Source organism: Weizmannia sp. FSL K6-3076 (assembly GCF_038007245.1).
GTDB classification, from domain to species: Bacteria; Bacillota; Bacilli; order Bacillales; family Bacillaceae_C; genus Weizmannia; species Weizmannia faecalis.
The window spans coordinates 328,155-350,544 of sequence record NZ_JBBOWU010000001.1; the positions used below are offsets into that span (position 1 = coordinate 328,155).

Sequence of the window (22,390 nt, forward strand, 5' to 3'; positions counted from 1 at the left end):
GCGAAAAAGGATTGGTTTCATTTTGGAAGTAACAAGCAAAGACAGCTAGAAAAAAGCAGCGGATATCTGCCCCGCTGCTTTTTTGCGCTTTGCTTGTATGTGTAAAATTTTACTCGAAGGGGCATATGAGTGGAAAAAAATGGGAAGACGCTCTATCATCTAATTGTACACTTCAAGATGAACATCTAGAGAGAGAGGTCTTCCCATGGATATTATATCAATAATTGCTGGATTATTAAAGGATACAAAGAGTCTTATCGAATTTGAAGAACAGCTTAAACTTCTGATGCAGAAGGCTTTTACACAATGGGTTGGGGAAATATTTGAAGAGTTAGATAAAACAATTAAACAGGAGAAGTTAGAGGAGGGCTGGGTGTACTGCCGGAGTGATAACAGAAACATTCAGTTTCTATTTGGAAGTGTGACCTTTAAACGCTCATTAATGCATGACAAGAGAGGAAATTCCCATTATCCTCTGGATGAATGGTTAGGGCTGGTACCACACCAACGATACAGCCCGTTAGTGGAATTAAAGGTGGCAGAGTTGGCAAGTGAGAACACCTATCGGGAAGTAGCTGATATTTTAAAAGAGTGGACAGCAGTGAGTCTTAGTCACACAACTGTAGGGAACATGGTAAAACACGTAGGGAAAACTCAGGCGGAAGCCGATAAGGCACTTGTAGAAGAGCTAGAAATAGCTGTTTCCCTGCCTGAGGGGAAGAAGGTAGACTACCTGTTTTCTGAAGCAGATGGTGTATTCGTTCGGGGACTAAAAAAGAAACAGAGTATGGAAGTCCACCACGCCATTCTCTATGAGGGATGGCAAACCAATGGTAAAAGGGTCTCCCTGCGTCAGCCCACAGTCATCATGACAACGGAAGCCATCCAGACATTTTGGGATGAAGTCCAAGCCACAGCTGCCAACACCTATTCCCTCGAAAAAGCGCATGTCATTACAAACAGTGATGGAGGTGCTGGGTACACAGCTGAACGGTTTCAAACAGCATTCTCACAGTCGGAATTTCCGGTGCTCAACCAGCTGGATACCTACCACGTTGCACAAGCCATCATAAGGACATTTGGGGGCGGAAAGAGCGAGATCAAGGAGCAAATTAGAAAAGCGATTAGAACGCATGACCTGGACCAATTCACGTTATATTTGGATACGCACGAAAGCACCTTGACGGATAAAAAGGCTCTCAAGAAAATCAAGGAATTCCGTTCGTATATCTTGAAAAACTGGGACCGCATTTTTGACTGGAGAGACAGGGTGAAAAACGTGCCGGAAGGTGCGAGAGGCCTAGGAGCGATGGAATCGAATCAAAGGCATATCTCCTTCAGGATGAAAAAAAGGGGCATGCATTGGAGTGAACTTGGCGCAGAAGCCATGGTGAAAATCAAACAAGGCATACTCAATGGGACATTGAGAGAAGCCTATCTGAAACACCGTTCAAGAAGCGAGAGAAAGCAACGGAACTTGAAACAATCCATCAGGATGTCTCAACTACTCAAGCAGCCTGTACGCCCGTCAGTGGGCGTAAAGCACGGATCAGTTGCCCTGCATTCAAGCAGTTCATCGGCAATGGGACATTTAAGCAAAATATTAGAGCTTTCGTTTTAAGCCTGGCTCAGTGGGGACTGATCGTTGAGGCGCGCGAAATTTACGAGACTCCTGCGGGAAAAGCGAGCCAGGAGAGACCCCGCAGCGAGGTACGAGCGAGGAGGCTCGCCGGCCGCCCGCGGAAAGCGAGTGAATTTCGCGCGCCTCAACATCCCCGTTATCCATCTTTATACGGAAATATTACATCTTTTCCGAAAATTACACCGAGCAAGTAAAGCACGGTAGCCGAAAGTGTACAAAAAGAGTGTCTTGGAATACCCGATATTTAAACCTTGTCGAGAAAAACTTGACACATACGCTTTGCTTGCACCGATATTTTTTAAAAGCAAAATTTTTTTAATATAAAAATAGTGAAAACAGGGAAAACCTGTACTATAATAGAAATATAATGGATGACACTAAAATGTAAGCGCAAACAGAGGGGATGGCAAATGAGGATCAACTTTCGGAATCTTACAGTACAAGTCATTATCGGCATCATTCTGGGTATTATTGTAGGACTTGTTTCACCTAAATTCGGCGCGGAACTGAATATTCTCGCGCAATGGTTTATTAAACTGATCAAAATGCTCGTCCCGCCGATTATCTTCTTTACGGTTATTATCGGGATCGGCGGCATGGGGGATTTGAAAAAAGTCGGCCGGATCGGCGGCAAGGCGCTTATCTATTTTGAAGTCGTCAGCACGGTTGCGCTCGCCATCGGTCTGGTTATCGTTAATTTGATCCAGCCTGGCCACGGCATTGATACAAGCCATGCGAAAACAAGCCAGGTTTCACAATTCGTCACGCAGGCAAAAGACAGCGAGCACGGTTTTATCGGTTTTATTTCCGGTATTATTCCGGAAAGCATCGCCGGGGCTTTTGTCAAGGGAGATCTTTTACCAATTTTATTTTTTGCGGTACTGTTCGGGGTTGCTGCCGCATCCCTCGGGGAGAGGGCAAAACCGGTTATCCGCTTTTTTGAAGACATGACGGAAGTTTTCTTTAAAATTGTCGGTATTGTCATGAAAGTGTCACCGATCGCTGCATTCGGGGCAATGGCATATACAGTTGGCCAGTTTGGCGCAAGCTCGCTGATCAATCTCGGCGAATTAATGGGGTCTGTCTACCTGACGATGATCATTTTTATCTTGCTTGTCCTCGGCGGGATTGCAAAAGCGTTTGGTTTCAACATTTTCAAGTTCATCGCTTATATAAAGGAAGAACTTTTACTCGTGCTCGGGACCTCTTCATCGGAATCGGCGATGCCTTCCCTGATGAGAAAACTCGAAAAATTCGGTTGTTCAAAATCGGTTGTCGGCCTTGTCGTTCCAACCGGATACTCGTTTAACCTGGACGGCACCGCCATCTATTTGTCGATGGCATCCATTTTCATTGCGCAGGCGTATAATGTGCACCTGACGATCGGGCACCAAATCATGCTGCTGCTGATTTTAATGCTGACATCGAAAGGGGCGGCCGGCGTGACCGGTTCCGGTTTCATTACCCTTGCTGCGACTTTGTCTGCGTTCCCGGTTATCCCGGTTGCAGGGATTGCGCTGTTGATCGGCGTGGACCGGTTCATGTCTGAATCACGCGCGCTCACAAATATTATCGGGAATGCCGTCGCGACGGTCGTCATCTCCAAAACGGAAAAAGAATTTGACAAAAAGGAAGCACTGGAAACGGCTGCCCATCCTACAGAATCGATTCCTTCTTAATAAGAGGCGCTCCGATTGGGGCCCTCTTCTTTTTTAACATTGGCTTTGGAGAATACGCGGGGTAATTGAGAGATAGTTGCACTTTATTGAAGGAAGGATAAGAGGCGTTCCGAGGGGGGACACTCTTATTTTTTTAACATTGACTTTGACTTTGGGCGGTGTGCTTATTTTTGTGTACAATAGGGTGTGTTGAGGGATTTGTCCAGCAGGCCGCCTGCAGCTACGTAATGATATCTATGAAATTTGGAGAATACCGAGTAATTGAGGGATAATTGCACTTTATTGAAGAAGGGAAGTGAGCGCTTTGGAAAACCTGCGTAAAATGCCGCTTTTTAAAGGACTCGGGGACGCGGATCTGGCTGTGATCGCCGATATATCTGTTAAAAAGCATGCAGAAAAGGATGCGCATATTTTTTTCCAGGGGGACCCGCAGGAAGCCGTTTATTTTATTGAAAGCGGGGAAGTGAAAATTTACCGCACCGATGCGAACGGCAAAGAGCAAGTTGTCACACTGCTTCGCGATGGCGACATGTTCCCGCATGTTGGTTTTTTCCGTAAAATAAGCTACCCGGCGAATGCGATGGCGGTTGTAGACACGAATCTCGTTGCGATCCGGATTACTGATTTTGAAAACGTGTTGCTCAACAATCCGCAGCTGACCATGACTTTATACGGTGTGATGAGTGATGAAATCCTTGACTTGCAGGACCGGCTCGAAGCCCAGATTTTAAACAACGCTTACGAGCAAGTAGTCAAACTTTTTCTGCGCCTCACCCGCACACATGGCGTTCAGGAAAAAGACGGGTTTGTCCTCGTGAAAACCCCGCTCAACAACTCCGACCTCGCCAACATGATCGGCGTCACCCGTGAAACGGTCAGCCGCACGATCCGCCAGCTTAAAGAAAAAAACCTCATCCTCCCGCAGGAAAAAGGCACATACCTCATTCACCAGGAAAAACTGACGGAGGAACTGCTCGGGGTATAAAGATTTTCCCGCCGGTAAGAATTAAAGCAAAGAAAGACAAGGGGGCGTCGTGGGAGCGAAATGTCTTTCATCGGGGTGATGAAGGACAAAAGAGAGGCGTCCAGGCAGCGAAATGTCTTTCATTGGGGTGATGAAGGACAAAAGAGGGGCGTCCGGGCAGTGAAATGTTCTTCATCAGAGCTATGAAAGACAAAAGTGAAGTGCCCGCGCAGCGAATTGTCTTTCATCAAGGTGATGAAAGACAAAAGGGGGTTGCCCACGCAGCAAAATGTCTTTCATCGGAGTTATGAAAGACAAAAGAGAGCTGGAATCCGAGCAAATTGTCCTTTTGGGGGATTCAAAAAGACAAAAGAAAGCCGGACCCGGGGTGAATTGTCCTTTTGGAGGTTTCAAAAAGACAAAAGAAAGCCGGACCCGGGGTAAATTGTCTTTTTGGGGGCTTCAAAAAGACAAAAGAGAGCTGGAATCCGAGCAAATTGTCCATTTGGAGGTCTCAAAAAGACAAAAGAAAGTCGGACCAGAGGCAAACTGTCTTTTTGGAGGTCTCAAAAAGACAAAAGAAAGCCGGACCCGGGGCAAATTGTCCTTTTGAAGGTCTCAAAAAGACAAAAGAGAGCTGGGATCCGTACAAATTGTCCTTTTGAAGGTCTCAAAACGACAAAAGAGGAACGCACGCGCAACGAGTTGTCTTTCCCCGGGGCCAGGAAAGAAAAATAAAAAGCAAACCGCCCCTTTTTAAAAGGCTGCCTGGGAGGACAGCCTTTTAAAAGTCAAACGGCTTCTTCGAGCAACCGCTTAAATAGAATATTATTCTCCAGGTGAATGTGCTGGAATGTATCATTTTCAAAATTTTCAAGGCGGTGGTATACGAGCTGGAATGTACGGCATGCCCCTTCTGGCAACGTATAGTCATTCGTAATTTCGCGGAGCCGGTGCAAAATTTCCCCGACAGCAGCATGTTCTGTTTCAAGGTCGGTCAAACCGGCTGTCGCGGCTTTCAGGTTAGCGGCAGTTGGAAGATTTTCGTATGCACGAATGGCAGGAAATTGTTCGGTATCTTCTTTTTCAGTGTGCTCCAGCAGTTCTGCTTTTAATTGGTTAAACAGTTCATGCACTTCGATGAGATGCGGGTGGTTGCCGCCGTGGACACGCATCACTTTTGTTACATACGGGCTCAAGTTTGGCAGTTCCTCGCGCAAAAACGCGTGATGGGTGGCCTGAATATAGTTGACAATTTCCGTATAGCCCGCTTCATTCCAATTTTGCTCAGTGCCTTTTCCGGCATATTGGCCATAAAGGTTGCAAATAGCATCAAGTAGTTCATCTGCTGATAGGTTGCGCTTTTCCGCAGCTTCTTTCACAGACACATTGCCGCCGCAACAAAAATCGATACGATTTGCTTTAAACAGATCCGCCGCTTTTGGGAATAAGGTTACGATTTCCCCGACAGTCTGGCTCGTTGTAAAACGTTCCATCGAATTCACTCCTCCATTTCATTGCTGCCTTCATCATAAACCATCAGCACCTGCTTATTTGTGATGCACATCACAGCAATTGAGGAAAGTTCTTATTTATGTTAAGGAAGCGCGAAAAAACGAAGGCCTTCCTTCACATAGAGTGCGTCTAAGTTAAGGAAGCGTGGAAAAACGAAGGCCTTTCTTCACATAGAACCCGTCTACGTTAAGGAAGCACGAAAAAAAGATGTCCTTTCTTCACATAGAGTGCGTCTAAGTTAAGGAAGCGCGGAAAAAAGACGGTCTTTCTTCACCTAGAGCCCGGCTATGTTATTTAATAGAAAAAAAGCATCCCAAAACCTTGGCCATAAGAAGCATGATCTGCCCAAAGAAAAAAGCGCCAATCTAAATTGGCGCCTCCGCAATTATTCTGCTTTGCTTGCTTCTAATTCCACCGTAAATTTGATTTCATCGCCAACGAGGACACCGCCTGTTTCAAGGGCTGCGTTCCAAGTAAGGCCGTAATTGCTCCGTTTTACGGTCCCTTCTGCACTAAAGCCGGCTGTTTCCGCGCCGCTCATCGGGTTTTTCGAAATCCCTTCAAATGTGACTTTAAATGTTTCTTCTTTTGTCACGCCATGAATCGTTAAATCACCGGTAACGTTATAATCATTGTCCCCTGCCTTTGTAACCGACTTGGAAACAAATGTAATATTCGGATATTGTTCAACATCTAAGAAATCAGCAGAACGAAGATGATTATCGCGGTCATCATTTTTCGTATGAATGCTCCTGGCATCAACAATAAAAGAAACTTTTGCATCCGTTAAATCTTGGGGATCAGCTTCGATTTCGGCTTCGAAATTTTGAAAAGACCCTTTTACTTTTGAAATCATCATATGTTTTACTGTGAAATCAATGGTGCTATGTGCATAGTCAACTGCCCATTTTGTTTTTGTCATCCTAAATTCCTCCTGTTTTTAAAACTTACTTTTCGTAACTTAGTTTAATATCGTAAGTTAAAAAAGTCAAGAAAACCGAACCCTTTTTTTAAAAGGGTTCGGTTTCTGAATCAGCAGGTAGGCAACATCCTGCATGTTAATGGTGCTTTTTGCACTTTCTTTTGCAGTATAGTGGTTCTTACACCAGGCAGAATCCTGCATTGTTAACGGTGTTTGCGGGAACCAATTCGGGCACGCCGTAAGTCGCGCAAAAGCCGCGTGCTGAAAACCCGCAGCAATGCGTGTCAATCAATAACTGGAGAAGGTAGGTAATTCCAGCCCAAAAATTGCATGCCAACTTATATATAATGATGCCCATTCCATCGCATCCATATACTCCGGCTCTAGCTCTAGGCCAGATTAGGCAGGTGCAGCCATTCATTCCTTGACCATTACATATGCTTCACTTCAGTTGTCAACCGAGCTTCGCGGCGCAGCCAATCATTTCTGGACAATTGCGTATGCTCAATTCGATCGCCAACTGGGCCCCGCAGTGAGCCATTCAATCTTTGGCCATTATATATGCTTCGTCAACCGAGCCCCGCGACAAAGCCAACCATTTCTTGACCATTACGTATGCTCAATTCGATCGCCAACTGGGCCCCGCAGTGAGCCATTCAATCTTTGGCAATTACATATGCTTCAATTCGATCGCCAACCGAGCTCCGCGGCAAAGCCATTCATTTCTTGACAATTGCGTATGCTCAATTCGATCGCCAACCGAGCTTCGCGGCAAAGCCATTCATTCCTTGGCCATTACGTAAACTTCAATTCGTGTATCAACCGAGCCTCGCAAGCGCAGCCATTCATTCTTTGACAATGCCGTGCAACATGCAGATGTCATTCTGCAAACGGGAACCAGCCCGGCGTTGAGATGATCATCTTCCACAGCGGTTCCGGAATAACGAGCCGTTCGCGGTCGTCTTTTCTTAACGCGGTTTGAATTGCATCCTCCTGGCCGGCTTTAATTTTTTCCACCCAATGCGGCTCCATGACAAGCTCACGGCCGAGGGCAATAAGCGGTACATCGGTTTCCATTGCCTTCAAAACCTCGTCTCCTGTGTGCAGGGAGCCGACGCCGATCAAAGGCACGCGGCCTGCGACATGTTCCACGATCTGTTCCATGCGCGGACGGCCGGGTTCACCGCCGCGGCGGGCTTTAGACCAGAAGTGCTGCAGGGAAATATGCACATAGTCGAGCTCTTTTTCCATCAGCGCATCCAAAAGCGCGAACGTGTCATCCATCGTAATCCCCGGTTCGTACGGTTCTTCCGGGGATAAGCGGTATCCGACTAAAAACGGCCGGTCCGCATATTCCGCCACCGTTTTTTTCACAGCATCGACGACAGCAAGCGGGAATGCAAGCCGTTTTTCCAGACTGCCGCCCCACTCGTCTTCACGCCGGTTCGTATACGGGGAGAAAAATTGTTGAATCAGATAGCCGTTTGCACCGTGAATTTCAACGCCATCAAAACCGGCTTCGATCACGCGGCGTGTTGCTTCGCCAAATGCCTTCACAATTTCAGCGGTTTCTTCTCCCGTCAACGCGCGTGCATGGACACTGCCATCTGACGAATCTGTTTCACTCGCGCTCACAACATCTCCGCCCGGCACGAGTTCAGCCGGGCATTCGCGGCCACCATGGTGGATTTGCACAACCGCTTTTGCACCGTTTTGCTGAATCGTTTGTGCCAGTTTTTTCATGCTCTCAACCATTTCGTCTGTATGTGCGCCAGGTTGCCCGGTAAACGCTTTGCCGTTTTCCGTAACATTGGCACATGCCGTCACGACCATCCCCGGCCCTTTTGCACGTTCTGCATAATAACGCAGCTCAGCATCCGAAATCGTGCCGTCATCATTCGAGGAATAATGGGTCATCGGCGCCATCACGATGCGGTTTTCCGCCCTGACGCCGCTTTTAAACGTAATGGGTTCAAACAGTTTATCGTATTTGCTCATGGTCATGCTCCTTTCCTGGTTGCTTTCGCTTTTTTATTATGTTCCAATCTGTAAAAAAACGAAAATGAAAAGCACCGATCAAACCATGCAGGCATATCATATAGGAAAGTATTTTTTACATCATGAATTGGGAGACGTGAATGATGAGTGATGTCCTTTTACTGCTTCAAATGGTGGCAAAAAGGTTGAGTATCCTTTCGTTGATTACAGCGGTATTGCTGTTGTTGTCCCATTTATGGCTGTACGCTGTATTCGCGTTCATCATAATGGGCGGCCTGATTTGCGTTGACCGGATCATTAGTGAAAAAGGCAATTCACGGGCAGCGGAAAACCGGCGCTATTATACTTTGATTGTTGTAACAGATGAAGATTGGTACGAAGAAGAGCATGTGCCGTTTCTTGAAATGGATCATGTCTCCTTAGAGCTGCATTATCAATATGAAGATATCCGTCGCATTAATCCGTTGATCCAGCTGCAGGCGTTTCCCGGATTTGTTCTCGTCGAAACGGATGATACAAAAAGAATAGAGGAATCGTTGCAAAACCCGGCGCTCGTTACGGGAAACTATGCGGAAGTCATCCATTTTCTGAAACAGGAAAGCGCGGCGGAAAGCTGAAAAAGAAACGGAATCCAAACAAAGCCGATGCCCATTTGTTGCGTGAAATTGCTTGGGAGAAGTCTTTTTCCGAAACAGGAAGTGCGACTGGAAAGCTGAAATAGATACGGAAATCCAAGCAAAGCCGATGCCCGTTTGTCTCGAAAATTGCGTGGGAGCGGTCTGTTTTCTGAAACAGAAAGCGCGGCGGGAAGCTGAAAAAACTGAATATCAAGCAACCATGCAAAGCCCGATGTCTGTCTGGAGAGGATTTTGTTTTTTGAAGTAGGAAACCCGCGCCAAAAGTTGAAGTAGAACGGGAAATTGCGTAGGCGAGATCTTCTGAAACGCAGGAAAGTGCGAGAAATTTGAAATGAGGCGGAGATTCAAAAAAACAAAGCTGTTCCCCGTTTGAGAATTGTGCGGAGATGGTCCGTTGTTTGAAGTCGAAAATCATGGCAGGCAGCGGAACATAAATGAACTTTTTAAGAAAAATCGGAAAGGCTCCTTTTCACTAACATTTCCTGTGTTAAAATGTAAAAAAAGTACGTTCAAGGGGAGCTTTTTCAATGGTGTTTCAAAAAGGGGAAAAGTTAGAAGAAGATTTGTACTCCAATAGCGGCGTCCTGTTGCTGCGGAAAGGGACGTTTCTTACAGAAAGGCTCGCTGCCATTTTAAATAAATATGAAGTCCTGCGCGATCCGGAATTGGACGGCAGGCGCATTGCCACCGAAGTGCCCGGGATCTTCCATGACTTATTATATGAGAGTATTTACCATGAAATGGAAGAACTCCAGCGCATCATTCAAGTGAAAACAACCCTTTGTGATGCAGAAGTGGAGAGTATGGAAAAAAATTTTCGCAAGCTTTACAAAGAAGTGTTTACGACCCGGACGTCTATTTTGGAACTAATGGAGCATTTCTCCGCTGACGAATATTTGTTCAAACACTGTATCCATGTCGGGCTGATCGCTGCCAATATTGGGAAAATTTTGAAGCTGGATCCTGAAAAGCAAAGCCTGCTGGCGCAAATGGGGCTTTTCCACGATATTGGCAAGTTCACCATTGACCCGCAAATTCTCAATAAACCGGGAAGACTAACAGATGAAGAGTTTGCCTTGATCAAGAAGCATCCGGAAGCGGGTTACCGGCTGCTTGAGAAAACATCGCTCGACCCGATGATTTTAAAAGGGACCCTAATGCACCATGAACGGCTGGACGGCTCAGGCTATCCGGATGGCAGGAAAACCATTCCTTTTCTTGTCAGAATTTTATCGGTGGCGGATACGTTTGACGCCATTTGTTCCAACCGCGCATACCGCAGGAGGCAGCCGGTGTTTTTTGCAATTGACGAATTAATGGCGGACGCCGATGCTGGCCGGCTCGATCGGGAAATTGTCCTCCCGTTTGCCAACTTTCTGATGGAAAATTACCGGAAACAGCCGATTACACTGCGTAACGGGGTGAAAGGGAGCATTATCCGTATCCATCCGCTTCATCCAAACCAGCCTGTTCTTAAAGTCGAAGGTTACCCGGTTTTAAACCTGATGGAACAAAAACTGACCTTGTTTCAAATTGCCAATCCCTATTAACCGGGGATTCTTATGTACGTACCCCATGTAAAAAAGATAAAGCGTATCTTTTTGGAGCCGGAAAGTACGGTCCGCCCGGGTGGTTCAACAAAAATCTTCCCGGAAAGAGCGAAGGGTGAGACAAAACGCCACAATAACGGATTACAACATTCATACCCAAGCCGGGCATTGACTTGTCCTGCCCGGTTTTGGTATAGTATTTCTATTCAAATAGCGACGATGAAGGATCAATAGTAGCCGGAACTTTTCCTTTTAAAGCGAGCCGGGGGCGGTGGAAGCCCGGCAAGGAACCCGGTGAAACGGCAGTCCGGAGTTTTTTTCATGGAAAGTGGGTGCGAAAATTTCGCATCAACTGGGGTGGAACCGCGGGAATTCAAGCTCTCGTCCCCAGGCTGTTGCCTGGAGCCGGGAGCTTTTTATATGGAAACATTCCCGTCCCCAGGGGAAACCATTTCAATGAAAAAAGGAGAGATGACAATGAGCGTCACGATGGATCAAATCGTCTCGCACGCGAAACACCGCGGGTTTATTTTCCCGGGTTCGGAAATTTACGGAGGGCTTGCCAACACTTGGGATTATGGCCCGCTCGGCGTCGAATTCAAAAACAACGTTAAAAAAGCCTGGTGGAAAAAATTCATCCAGGAGTCGCCGTACAATGTCGGCCTTGATGCTGCCATTCTGATGAACCCGCGCACATGGGAAGCAAGCGGCCACCTCGGCAATTTTAATGACCCGATGATCGACTGCAAACACTGTAAAGCTCGGCACCGTGCCGACAAACTGATCGAAAATGCCCTGCATGAAAAAGGGATCGACATGATTGTTGACGGCCTGCCGTTTGAAAAAATGGAAGCGCTGATTAAAGAGCATGACATCGCCTGCCCGGATTGCGGCAGCAAAGACTGGACCGGCATTCGCCAGTTTAATCTGATGTTCAAAACGTACCAGGGTGTAACCGAAGACAGCACGAATGAATTGTATTTGCGCCCGGAAACCGCACAAGGCATTTTTGTCAATTTTAAAAATGTACAACGGACAATGCGTAAAAAATTGCCGTTCGGGATTGCCCAAATCGGCAAAAGTTTCCGGAACGAAATCACCCCGGGGAACTTCATTTTCCGCACGCGCGAATTTGAACAGATGGAACTTGAATTTTTCTGCAGGCCGGGCGAAGAGCTGAAATGGTTTGACTACTGGAAACAGTATGCGCGCGAGTTTTTACTGAATCTCGGTATGAGGGAAGAAAACTTGCGGCTGCGCGACCATGAAAAAGAAGAACTATCCCACTACTCGAACGCGACCACCGACTTTGAATACAACTTCCCGTTCGGCTGGGGCGAACTGTGGGGCATAGCCTCCCGTACCGATTACGACCTGAAACGCCATATGGAATATTCCGGCGAGGATTTCACTTATCTTGACCAGGAAACGAATGAACGCTTTGTTCCGTACTGTATTGAGCCGTCGCTTGGGGCGGACCGTGTAGCACTGGCATTTCTGATTGACTCTTATGCAGAAGAGGAACTTGAAGACGGCACAAGCCGTACGGTCATGCACCTGCACCCGGCCCTTGCGCCATACAAAGCCGCGGTTTTGCCGCTGTCGAAAAAATTATCAGCTGAAGCACGCGACATTTTTTCGGATTTGTCGAAAACGTTTATGGTTGATTTTGACGAAACCGGGTCGATCGGCAAGCGCTACCGCCGCCAGGACGAAATTGGCACACCGTTTTGCATCACATACGACTTCGATTCGCGCGACGACCATATGGTGACCGTCCGCGACCGTGACACAATGGAGCAAACCCGTGTGCCAATCACGGAACTTAAAGCCTTTTTGGAAGAAAAAATTAAGTTTTAAAAAAAGCCCGCAACTTGCGGGTTTTTTCTTTGTTGGTGCGCCGGACAGCCATAAGCAAATCTATCCTGATCGTAATGGATTTTGGCGCGAAAAACTGATGTTCATTTTTTAAACGCCTAATTGGACATTACTAATGGGGAGTTACGTTTCATTTGTCTAGTTAGAATCACTAATTGGACAAAACCCGCTGAGGCCGCAGCTCATTTGTCCAATTGGAATGCCTGGGACCACTGAAAAAGTCAATCTGAAAATTCAAAATAATTATATGTACAATAAATTGAAAAAAATACCCCCAGTATTTGGTATAATAAAGTTATACTACAAACCAAAACCAAACTGGGGGTATCTATCATGCTTAAAGAAAAAGATAATCAATTAAGCATCTATTCCATATTATACGATAAAATTCCTGAAAATCATACACTTAAATTATTAAGAGATGAAGTGGATTTTAGTTTTATCAATAAAATGCTTGAAAAAACTTACTGTAAAGAATATGGAAGGCCTGCAAAAGAGCCCGAACTTATGGTTAAAATCTTGGTGTTACAAAAACTCTATGACTTATCTGATGAGAAAGTTATAGAAAATTGCTCATTAAACCTTGCATATATGTATTTTTTAGGAATCAATCCGGAAGACGACCTCCCTCACCCAAGTCTTTTGGCAAAATTTCGTAAAAGTAGATTAGAAGGCAATCTCACTATAGATGAAATTATTATTGAAATCATAAACCAATGCATTGAAAAAGGAATTTTACAAAAGGTTTCTGGTATAACGATTGATTCCACTCATACAGAAGCCAACACCAAAAAATATAGACCGGAACGAGTCATGAAACAATTATCGAAAAAAATCTTTAAAACCGTTAAAGAAGAAAACGGAGAAATACCAAGTGAAATCAACCAAGAAATCCCTGATTATAAAGAAATAGAAAACCATGATGAAGCTAGAAAAACAATGAAGTCCTATCTTGAAGAAACGGTATCAAAGGTAGAAGAACTAGTTGAACTGGAGAAAGCACCTGAAACAAAAGCACTCGTTAATAATGCGAAAGAAATTTTAGCAGACCCGAAGTTTATGGAGCAAAAAGGGGTACGATCGATTGTCGACCAAGAAGCGAGAATAGGGTATAAAAGCAAAAATGATCCTTTCTTTGGTTATAAAACGGAATTTATGATGACAACAGAAGATCGAATGATTACAGCTGTTCATACTGGTAATGGAGCTTATGTGGATGGAACGAAGTTTGATGAATTATTAGAGTTAACCAAGAAAACGAGAATAAAAATACCAGAAGTATATGGTGATAAAGCCTATTTTAAAAAGCCAATCTTAGACAAAATCTCTGAACTTAAAGCAAAGGCATACATCCCTGTAAGTGAAGCTGCATATCGCATAGACGAAGAAAGATTCAGTTATAACAAAGATTCTGACGAGTGGTTCTGTAGTCAAGGAAACAAAACAATCAAAAAGAAACACTATATAAGAAAATGTGGAAAAGAAACGTATAATTACTATTTTGACAGAGAACAATGTAGAAATTGCCCAATGCGAGAAGTTTGCATAACCGGAAAAACAGTCGGAAAAGTATTAGGGATCGGAATCAACACCCCAGAATTTTATGAGTATAGTCAACAACAGAAATCGGAGGGATTTAAAGAGAAGTATAAAAAAAGAGCATGCCAAGAAGGGAAAAATGGCGAAATGAAGAATTTCCACGGGTTAGATCGTGCCAAATGGTACGGTCTAAAAAGCATGGGCTTACAAGCCAAGCTAACAGCCTTGGCAGTAAATTTAAAGAGGATAGCCGCCATACTATCCTCTAAAAAGGCGAATTATAGCCAAACATTTGTCATTTTTACTAATTTCTATGGTAAAGAGTACCATTTACAGAAAATTTCTTACACTACACAGCAAATTTTACATAAAAAAATGGCTTTTTTCAGTGGTCACGGAATGCCTAATTAGACAATTCCACCGGGATCTACGCCACATTTGTCTAGTTGGAGCCCCTAATTAGACAAATTCCACCGGGTTTTACGCTGATTAGAACGCCCAACTAGACAAAATCTGCTGAGGCCGCGGCTCTTTTGTCCAATTGGAACGCCTAACTAGACATTTTCAACGGGTTTTCGCCTAATTTGTCCAATTGGATGCGGCGTGTTTTGTCCTTTTGACAGGTTCAAAGGGACATTTCATTCCCGGATGCGGCATGTTTTGTCCTTTTGACAGGATCAAAAGGACATTTCGTTACCTGATGCCGCTCGTTTTGTCTTTTTGACGGCTTCAAAAGGACAATTCGGGCCCGAATGCAACTCCTTTTGTCCTTTTGACAGGTTCAAAGGGACATTTCATTCCCGGATGCGGCATGTTTTGTCCTTTTGACAGGATCAAAAGGACATTTCGTTACCTGATGCCGCTCGTTTTGTCTTTTTGACGGCTTCAAAAGGACAATTCGGGCCCGGATGCAACTTCTTTTTGTCCTTTTGACAGGTTCAAAGGGACATTTCGTTACCTGATGCCGCTCGTTTTGTCTTTTTGACGGCTTCAAAAGGACAATTCGGGCCCGAATGCAACTCCTTTTGTCCTTTTGACAGGATCAAAAGGACATTTCGTTACCTGATGCCGCTCGTTTTGTCTTTTTGACGGCTTCAAAAGGACATTTCGGGCCCGAATGGAGCTCCTAATTAGACAATTCCACCGGGTTCGCACCTCTTTTGGTCTTATGTTTCCAATTGATCCGCCTGCCCCAAGAGGTCATCTTTTCATCCCCAGGTTTTACCTTCCTAACTCTGTTTATCTCTTTACTCCGGATTTGCCGAAAAACCTTGCTTTTTGCATGCTTTAGGCACATTCGGATATTCTACAAAAGAAGCATGATTGAAAATTAGGTACCGTGAGCAAAGACAGTTTGCCCGGGGATATGGCGGGTAAAGATGGACATACCGAAACGCAATTGCGAAATAGTCTTTACAAACCATGGTAACGGGAGTAAGATAGGATGTCGTATGAAAAATTTGTGTTTCATAACTGAACCGCTTAATCCGGAAACGGAACGGGGGAACCAGGTTGGCGGCCGCGCGCCGCTTTGGGGTGAAGCCTTTTTTTAAAAAGGCAGGGCCACTCTTATGCCCGAACCCGACAGCTAACCCCGTCAGCGTTATAAGAGAGGATGTGAAACTGTGATCGGGCAATAGACCACAGGGAAGATAAATTCTCTTTGTGGTTTTTCTTATTTTTGGGGAAGCATTTTTGAAACACTGCAGATAAAAGGAGACAATTCAAATGTTCACCACGATAAAACGATTGTTAATTGGGAGACCGCTGCGTTCAAATGAACTCGAAGGCCAGAAGCTAACCAAGTTAAAAGCACTGGCCATTCTGTCATCCGACGCACTTTCATCTGTTGCGTACGGGCCTGAACAGGTGCTGATTGTACTTGCCACAGTGGGGGCGCTGGCGTTTTGGTATTCTATTCCAATTACAGTCGGCATTTTAATTTTATTGGCTGCACTCATTTTATCTTATCGCCAGGTCATTTACTCTTATCCGCAAGGCGGCGGGGCATACCTTGTCTCGAAAGAAAATCTCGGCGTCACCCCCGGCCTTCTTGCAGGCGGATCCTTGCTGGTGGACTACATTTTAACGGTGGCCGTTTCCGTCTCAGCCGGAACAGATGCCATTACTTCCGCGTTTCAGAGCTTGCATCCGTACAGTGTGCAGATTGCGGTTTTTCTCGTTCTGATCATTACGATTTTGAATTTGCGCGGGCTGACGGAATCAGCCAATGTGCTCGCATACCCGGTTTACCTGTTCGTATTTGCATTGATTGTCATCATTGTTGTCGGTTTATTTAAAACCGTAACGGGGCAAGTTCCGCAAAACCTGCATCCGCATATCGGTACGCCGGTCGCCGGCATTTCACTGTTTCTTTTGCTAAAAGCTTTCTCATCCGGCTGTTCGGCATTGACAGGGGTCGAAGCCATTTCCAACGCGATCCCGAACTTTCGCGACCCGGCACCGAGAAACGCAGCCCGCACGCTTGCCATGATGGGTATCATTCTGGCATCGCTTTTAGCGGGCATCAGTTTTCTCGCATACTGGCTCGGCATTGCGCCGAAAGAAACAGAAACCGTTGTATCGCAAATGGCACACCGGACACTTGGCAACGGTGTTTTGTACTATTTCGTCCAGGCAACTACGGCTTTAATTCTCGTGCTTGCTGCGAACACCGGATTCTCTGCGTTCCCGCAGCTCGCTTTTAACTTGGCGAGGGACAAATTTATGCCGCGCATGTTCACGATCCGCGGTGACCGGCTTGGTTACTCAAACGGAATTATTTTTCTCGGCGTTGCTTCCATGATTTTAATTGTCGCATTCCAGGGCAATACCGAGCGCCTCATTCCGTTGTACGCAGTCGGCGTGTTCATTCCGTTTACCCTTGCGCAATGCGGCATGATTGTGAAATGGGTCACTCAAAGACCGAGAGGCTGGGCCGGCAAAATGTCGGTCAACTTTGTCGGTGCCATTATTACATTTAGCGTCCTTGCGATTTTATTCATTACGAAATTCACGCAAGTATGGCCGGTTTTGATTTTCCTGCCGATCGTCATGTTTATTTTCCGGAAAGTGAACCGGCATTACGAGGCGGTCGGCGAGCAGTTGCGGATTAAAGGGGTGTTTCAGGAAGAAATCCACTCCAATGTGATCATTGTCCCGGTGGCCGGCATTACAACGGTCGTGGAACGGACGATTAATTATGCAAAATCGCTCTCGGATCAGGTCATAGCCGTTTATGTCGCTTTTGACCATGAAGACGAGAAGAGAATGGAAGAAAAATGGAAAGAGTGGGACTGTGGTGTCCGCCTTGTCACCCTGCACTCGTCTTACCGGAGCATTGTCCAGCCGCTTGCCAAATTTTTGGAAATTATCCAGCGGAAAGCAAAAGAAAACAAGTACCAGGTCATGGTACTCATTCCACAGTTCATTCCGAAAAAACGCTGGCAAAACATTTTGCACAACCAGTCCGCGCTCCTCATCCGGATGCGCCTTCTCTGGGAAAAAGACGTTGTCGTTGCAACAATGCCCTACCATTTTAAAAAATAACAAATCTGGATGCACCATTTTCACTGCAATACGGCTGTATCAAAAAAGGCTGCCCGCCACGCGTTCGGCAGCCTTTTTTGATGAGCAGAACAAATTACCGTAGACGCTTCGTTCAACATCAAACGCGGCAAAAGCCAAAATAAAAAAGCCGCGCAACGCCGCGCAGCCAAAATCTTATCGGTTCCAAATCAAAAGAAGCAAAACAATCGCCAAAAGGATGCGGTATATCGCAAACGGGACCAGCTTTACCTTGTTGATCAGTGCGAGGAAAAACTTGATCGCGATTAAGGCGAAAATAAACGCGCTGATGAATCCGGTAATAAAGAACGGAATCGTCTCAGGTGTTACGGCACCCCAATGCTTTACAAGCGAAAGAAAGCTCGCGCCAAACATGATCGGCACGGCCATAATAAACGTAAAGTCCGCTGCCGCACGGTGACTCATGCCAAGCAAGACGCCGCCTGAAATCGTGGAGCCGGAACGTGAAAAACCCGGCCACAGGGCAAGACATTGAAAAAGCCCAACCACAAACGCCTGTCTATATGTAATCTGGTCGACCGTCTCCGTCTTCGGCCGACGTGGGCGCGTGAGATCCGCTACAATCATCAAAATGGCTCCAACCACCAGGGCAACAAGTACCGTATTCACCGAAAACAGATGGGCATCAATATAGTCTTCAAACAAAAAGCCGAGCACAGCCGCCGGAACGAGCCCGGTAATCACATGCGTCAATCTCAGCCGTTCACCGTACATCTGCTCTCTCGTAATATTTTTTTTCAGGCCAAGCAAATTTAAAAATCTGTCCCAAAAAACCACAACCATCGCCATAATGGACCCAAGCTGGATCACCACTTTAAATACATTTGCCGCTTCAGTGCCATAAAGATGATTCGATTTCAAAATCAAGTCATCCACAATAATCATATGGCCCGTCGAAGAAACCGGGGCAAACTCTGTCAGCCCCTCCACAAGGCCGAGAATTGCGGCCACAAACAAATTCCACAAATGCAAAAACGTCACCTCCAGACTACATTATTCTACCATGGACACCGGCCAAAACGAATAAATTTTTTACGAACCCCGCCATGCTTAATCAGAAAATAAATTGAATTCAAGTGATTATAAGTTGAAAATGTTTACAATACACTATAAGATAAAGATAAAGAAGCCCGGGGAGGGGAAAAAATGCCTGGAAATCTCAGCTTTGGCGAAGTTCTCATTATTCTTGTTGTTGCCCTATTAATTTTCGGCCCGTCGAAACTCCCGCAGCTTGGAAGGGCAGCCGGCCAAACATTGCGCGAATTCAAAAAAGGCGTGCGTGACGCCATTGACGAAGAAGAAAAGCCGCAAGTGAAAAAAAGTAAATCATAACCATAGGCCGCTGTAAAACGCAGCGGCCCATTTTTTGCATGCACCCCGCCATTTTCCGAACGCTTTTCATGGTAAAACACCGAAAGACGACCGCCCTGACACCTTCACGAGCCGTCGTGTAAAAATACGACCAGCATACTGCCACTTTTCATCTCATTGCCAGTGCTGCAAAAAATGTCTGATCCTTTTTGCGAAAAACGCAGCAGCCAGTTTTTTATTCGCGCTGCCGTCATCCGAACATTTTTCACGGTAAAACACCGAAAGACGACCGCCCTGACACCTTCACGGGCCGAAAATGCAGCCGTAACGCCCTGTCCCCGGGGACGGATTCAATTTTCCTGATCGTGCTATATAAGTTGAACCAAACATTAGTTGCCAGAAGCAATGTCTATCCTGATCGTAATTGATTTTGACGCGAAAAACTTAAGTTCTTTTTATATAGCAGCAGGAACGGAGGGCTCCCCATGGGCTGATTCATCTGTATGGTTTATTTCCTTTTATGGCAGGAAAAAATTTTACACATCCCTCGCCGGCTAAATTACTTGAACCGGCTATAAATGTGTTAAGATAAGGGTAAATAGAAAAATGGTTCCTTTGAATCCGGAGGGGGCAATAACAATACGATGGAAGACCGGCTGTTTTCATTATTTCAAAAACGGGGGGTCAGAAGGGTCCTTATCTTTGTGCTGATCACACTTATCCTGTATTTTCTGCGCAGCATGATGGACCTGATGCTGCTCACCTTTATTTTTTCCTATCTTGTCAACAGACTGCAAAAAATTGTGACAAGATGGTTTCCGATCAAACGCAGACTGGCTGTTTTAATCGTGTACATTTTGATTCTCGGCGGCCTCACACTCGGCGTGATCAAATATTTTCCGATCCTGGTCAATGAAATTACCCAGCTTGTTATGCAGATTTCCGATTTTTACACAAAACCTCAGCACAATGAAGTACTGAATTATATTGTGAAAAACATCCAGGAAAAGAAAATTGTCGACTACGCACAAAAAGGCGTTTCTATCCTGTTCGATTATTTTACAAGCATCAGCAAAGTCAGCATCCAGGTCTTCATGGCCATTATCCTGAGTTTGTTTTTCCTGCTTGAAAAAGAGCGGATCATCCGTTTTACAAAACAGTTTAAAAAGAGCAAACTTGCAGCGTTTTACGATGAAATCGAGTATTTCGGTGTCAAATTTGTAGGGACATTCGGGAAAGTGATCGAGGCCCAGTTCATTATCGCCGTTGTGAATTCCGTGCTTACCACGATCGGCCTCTGGATTCTCGGCTTTCCGCAGTTATTCGGGCTCGCCATTCTCATTTTTGCTCTCGGCCTTATCCCGGTCGCCGGCGTTTTCATCTCGCTCATTCCGCTCTGTATCATCGCTTACAGCATCGGCGGCGGAATGAAAGTACTGTATGTCCTCATTTTGATTGTCATCGTGCATGCCGTGGAAGCCTATGTGCTGAATCCGCAGCTGATGTCCTCAAAAACGAATATGCCTGTTTTTTACACTTTTCTCATTTTAATTTTTTGTGAGCATTTTTTCGGTCTGTGGGGGCTCATTCTTGGTATTCCCATTGTGATGTTCTTCCTTGATGTTCTTGAAGTTACCGGCCAAAGTACGGAGCCAAAGAAAAAAACATAATGTGCACCAGCCGTTCCGAAGTGGGTAAGCATTTTGGAATGGCTTTTTTTATTGAAAAAAATGGCAGCAGGGCAAGAAACCTTTATAAGCTGTTTCCTATTTATTTAAAAAAGCGTTCTTCCCGGAAATTGAATTCCATTCGCCAAAGAGAACGCCGAGATTTTTAATATTTTATAAAAATATCCTCCCAGGAAATTTACATTAAAAAACAGAAAAATACCTTCAATAAAAATATTGATGTTATCTGAATAGATTGATATACTCTAAAATAGGGAGTAATGGAAGGTTTCTAAATACTGGAAGCGCACACCAAAAAGATGAGCAGCCGGGAGGTGATGATGTGATTTCATTCCGTCATGTCAACAAATACTATGGTGATTTTCACGTTTTAAAAGATATTAACCTTGAAGTAAAAGAAGGGGAAGTCGTCGTTGTGATCGGGCCTTCCGGATCAGGGAAGAGTACAATGCTCCGCTGCATCAACCGTCTGGAAGACATCACGGACGGCGAGCTCTTCGTCCGCAATATGAAAGTCAATGACAAAAAAACCGATATCAACGATCTTCGCAAAAACATCGGCATGGTCTTCCAGCACTTCAATTTGTATCCGCATAGAACTGTCTTGCAAAATATCACGCTGGCGCCGATCAAAGTGCTGGGCCAAAGTAAGGAAGAAGCGGAAAAAAAGGCGATGCACTACTTGGAAAGGGTGGGCATTCCGGATAAAGCAAACGCCTACCCGTCACAGTTATCAGGCGGCCAGCAGCAACGTGTCGCAATTGCCAGGGGGCTGGCAATGGAGCCGGACATTATGCTGTTTGACGAACCGACATCTGCCTTGGATCCCGAGATGATCGGAGAAGTGCTCGACGTTATGAAAGCACTCGCAAAAGACGGTATGACGATGGTAGTTGTCACGCACGAAATGGGCTTTGCCCGCGAAGTGGCGGACCGCGTCCTTTTCATGGACCAGGGGAGAATCATTGAGGACAATACGCCGGAAGACTTTTTCAAAAACCCGCGTGAAGAACGCGCCCGCACCTTTTTAAACCGTGTGCTGAACCATTAACCACAGGCCATGGTACATACACTTGCAAAACATGTGTATCCGGGCAGGATGCTAAAAATGGAAGCAAACGACCGCGGCTATTGGGTACACGCATGTCGGCCGTCGATCGCCGGAAAGCCGGCTACGAATGGTGGCCAAACATCCTGCATCACGCCCGGGCAGGATGCTAAAAATCGGGTGCAAACCATACGCGGTTATCAGGTCCATACATGGCGGCATCAATCGCCGGAAAGCCGGTTACGATGGCGGCCAAACACCCTGCATCACGCCCGGGCAGGATGCCAGAAATCGGAAGCAAACGATCCGCGGCTATCGGGTGCACGCATGGCGGCATCACTGCCGGAAAGCCGTTTTCTCGTGGCGGCCAAATAACCTGTACCACGCGGGTCAGGATGCCAAAAAATGAAAGCAAACGATCCGCGGCTAT

General features: G+C 45.7%; 15 protein-coding genes, 1 pseudogene, 1 riboswitch and 1 other annotated feature. Of the genes and pseudogenes, 12 read left to right on the forward strand and 4 right to left on the reverse strand.

What is annotated here, in order from left to right; translation table 11 throughout:
• The first annotated feature begins 205 nt into the window (after positions 1–205).
• From NSS95_RS01565 to NSS95_RS01575, 3 genes are all read left to right on the forward strand, one after another.
• Positions 206–1,621, forward strand: a complete 1,416-nt coding sequence (locus NSS95_RS01565; RefSeq protein ID WP_104851582.1) for an ISLre2-like element ISBco6 family transposase — start codon at positions 206–208, stop codon at positions 1,619–1,621.
• Between the two features lie 431 nt (positions 1,622–2,052).
• Positions 2,053–3,321 carry a C4-dicarboxylate transporter DctA gene (gene dctA / locus NSS95_RS01570; RefSeq protein ID WP_340713735.1) on the forward strand — a complete coding sequence of 423 codons (1,269 nt, stop codon included), beginning with the start codon at positions 2,053–2,055 and terminating at the stop codon, positions 3,319–3,321.
• A 304-nt stretch (positions 3,322–3,625) separates the two neighbouring features.
• A complete protein-coding gene (locus NSS95_RS01575) occupies positions 3,626–4,306 on the forward strand; it encodes a Crp/Fnr family transcriptional regulator (RefSeq protein ID WP_014096278.1) in 681 nt (226 codons plus the stop codon).
• 770 nt (positions 4,307–5,076) lie between these two features.
• Here NSS95_RS01575 and ric read toward each other — a convergent pair.
• The 3 genes from ric to NSS95_RS01590 all read right to left on the reverse strand — a co-directional run bounded on the left by ric (position 5,077) and on the right by NSS95_RS01590 (position 8,720).
• Positions 5,077–5,781, reverse strand: coding sequence for an iron-sulfur cluster repair di-iron protein (gene ric / locus NSS95_RS01580; RefSeq protein WP_035182628.1), 705 nt, complete (start codon positions 5,779–5,781; stop codon positions 5,077–5,079).
• A 404-nt stretch (positions 5,782–6,185) separates the two neighbouring features.
• Complete coding sequence (locus tag NSS95_RS01585) at positions 6,186–6,722, reverse strand: YceI family protein (protein WP_013858263.1); 537 nt, start codon at positions 6,720–6,722, stop codon at positions 6,186–6,188.
• Between the two features lie 879 nt (positions 6,723–7,601).
• Entirely contained in the window at positions 7,602–8,720 is a 1,119-nt protein-coding gene (locus NSS95_RS01590; RefSeq protein WP_035182625.1) for an NADH-dependent flavin oxidoreductase, read from the reverse strand.
• Positions 8,721–8,863: 143 nt separating this feature from the next.
• Here NSS95_RS01590 and NSS95_RS01595 point away from each other — a divergent pair, with 143 nt between their 5' ends.
• The 5 genes and pseudogenes from NSS95_RS01595 (at position 8,864) to NSS95_RS01615 (ending at position 17,874) form a co-directional block, all read left to right on the forward strand.
• Positions 8,864–9,337: a hypothetical protein gene (locus NSS95_RS01595; protein WP_035182624.1), complete on the forward strand. Its 474-nt coding sequence runs from the start codon at positions 8,864–8,866 to the stop codon at positions 9,335–9,337.
• 548 nt (positions 9,338–9,885) lie between these two features.
• Entirely contained in the window at positions 9,886–10,908 is a 1,023-nt protein-coding gene (locus NSS95_RS01600) for an HD-GYP domain-containing protein (RefSeq protein ID WP_061565278.1), read from the forward strand.
• Between the two features lie 210 nt (positions 10,909–11,118).
• Positions 11,119–11,300: a binding site (T-box leader), on the forward strand.
• 85 nt (positions 11,301–11,385) lie between these two features.
• On the forward strand, positions 11,386–12,768 hold the full coding sequence (locus NSS95_RS01605) for a glycine--tRNA ligase (RefSeq protein WP_026684984.1): 1,383 nt from the start codon (positions 11,386–11,388) through the stop codon (positions 12,766–12,768).
• 351 nt (positions 12,769–13,119) lie between these two features.
• A pseudogene (locus NSS95_RS01610) lies at positions 13,120–14,637 on the forward strand (IS1182 family transposase); the annotation flags it as partial.
• Positions 14,638–15,794: 1,157 nt separating this feature from the next.
• Positions 15,795–15,944: riboswitch (cyclic di-AMP (ydaO/yuaA leader) on the forward strand.
• Between the two features lie 109 nt (positions 15,945–16,053).
• The gene (locus NSS95_RS01615; protein WP_340713736.1) at positions 16,054–17,874 is read left to right on the forward strand and encodes an APC family permease; all 1,821 of its coding nucleotides are present in this window, start codon (positions 16,054–16,056) and stop codon (positions 17,872–17,874) included.
• A gap of 174 nt (positions 17,875–18,048) precedes the next feature.
• Here NSS95_RS01615 and NSS95_RS01620 read toward each other — a convergent pair whose 3' ends face one another.
• The gene (locus tag NSS95_RS01620) at positions 18,049–18,885 is read right to left on the reverse strand and encodes an undecaprenyl-diphosphate phosphatase (protein WP_013858270.1); all 837 of its coding nucleotides are present in this window, start codon (positions 18,883–18,885) and stop codon (positions 18,049–18,051) included.
• A gap of 174 nt (positions 18,886–19,059) precedes the next feature.
• Here NSS95_RS01620 and NSS95_RS01625 point away from each other — a divergent pair, with 174 nt between their 5' ends.
• From NSS95_RS01625 to NSS95_RS01640, 4 genes are all read left to right on the forward strand, one after another.
• Positions 19,060–19,245, forward strand: coding sequence for a twin-arginine translocase TatA/TatE family subunit (locus NSS95_RS01625; RefSeq protein ID WP_017551739.1), 186 nt, complete (start codon positions 19,060–19,062; stop codon positions 19,243–19,245).
• Between the two features lie 623 nt (positions 19,246–19,868).
• A complete protein-coding gene (locus NSS95_RS01630; protein ID WP_017551741.1) occupies positions 19,869–20,894 on the forward strand; it encodes an AI-2E family transporter in 1,026 nt (341 codons plus the stop codon).
• Between the two features lie 268 nt (positions 20,895–21,162).
• Entirely contained in the window at positions 21,163–21,963 is an 801-nt protein-coding gene (locus tag NSS95_RS01635; protein WP_372510097.1) for an amino acid ABC transporter ATP-binding protein, read from the forward strand.
• A 57-nt stretch (positions 21,964–22,020) separates the two neighbouring features.
• Positions 22,021–22,335: a hypothetical protein gene (locus NSS95_RS01640; RefSeq protein ID WP_061087123.1), complete on the forward strand. Its 315-nt coding sequence runs from the start codon at positions 22,021–22,023 to the stop codon at positions 22,333–22,335.
• The last annotated feature ends 55 nt before the right edge of the window (positions 22,336–22,390 follow it).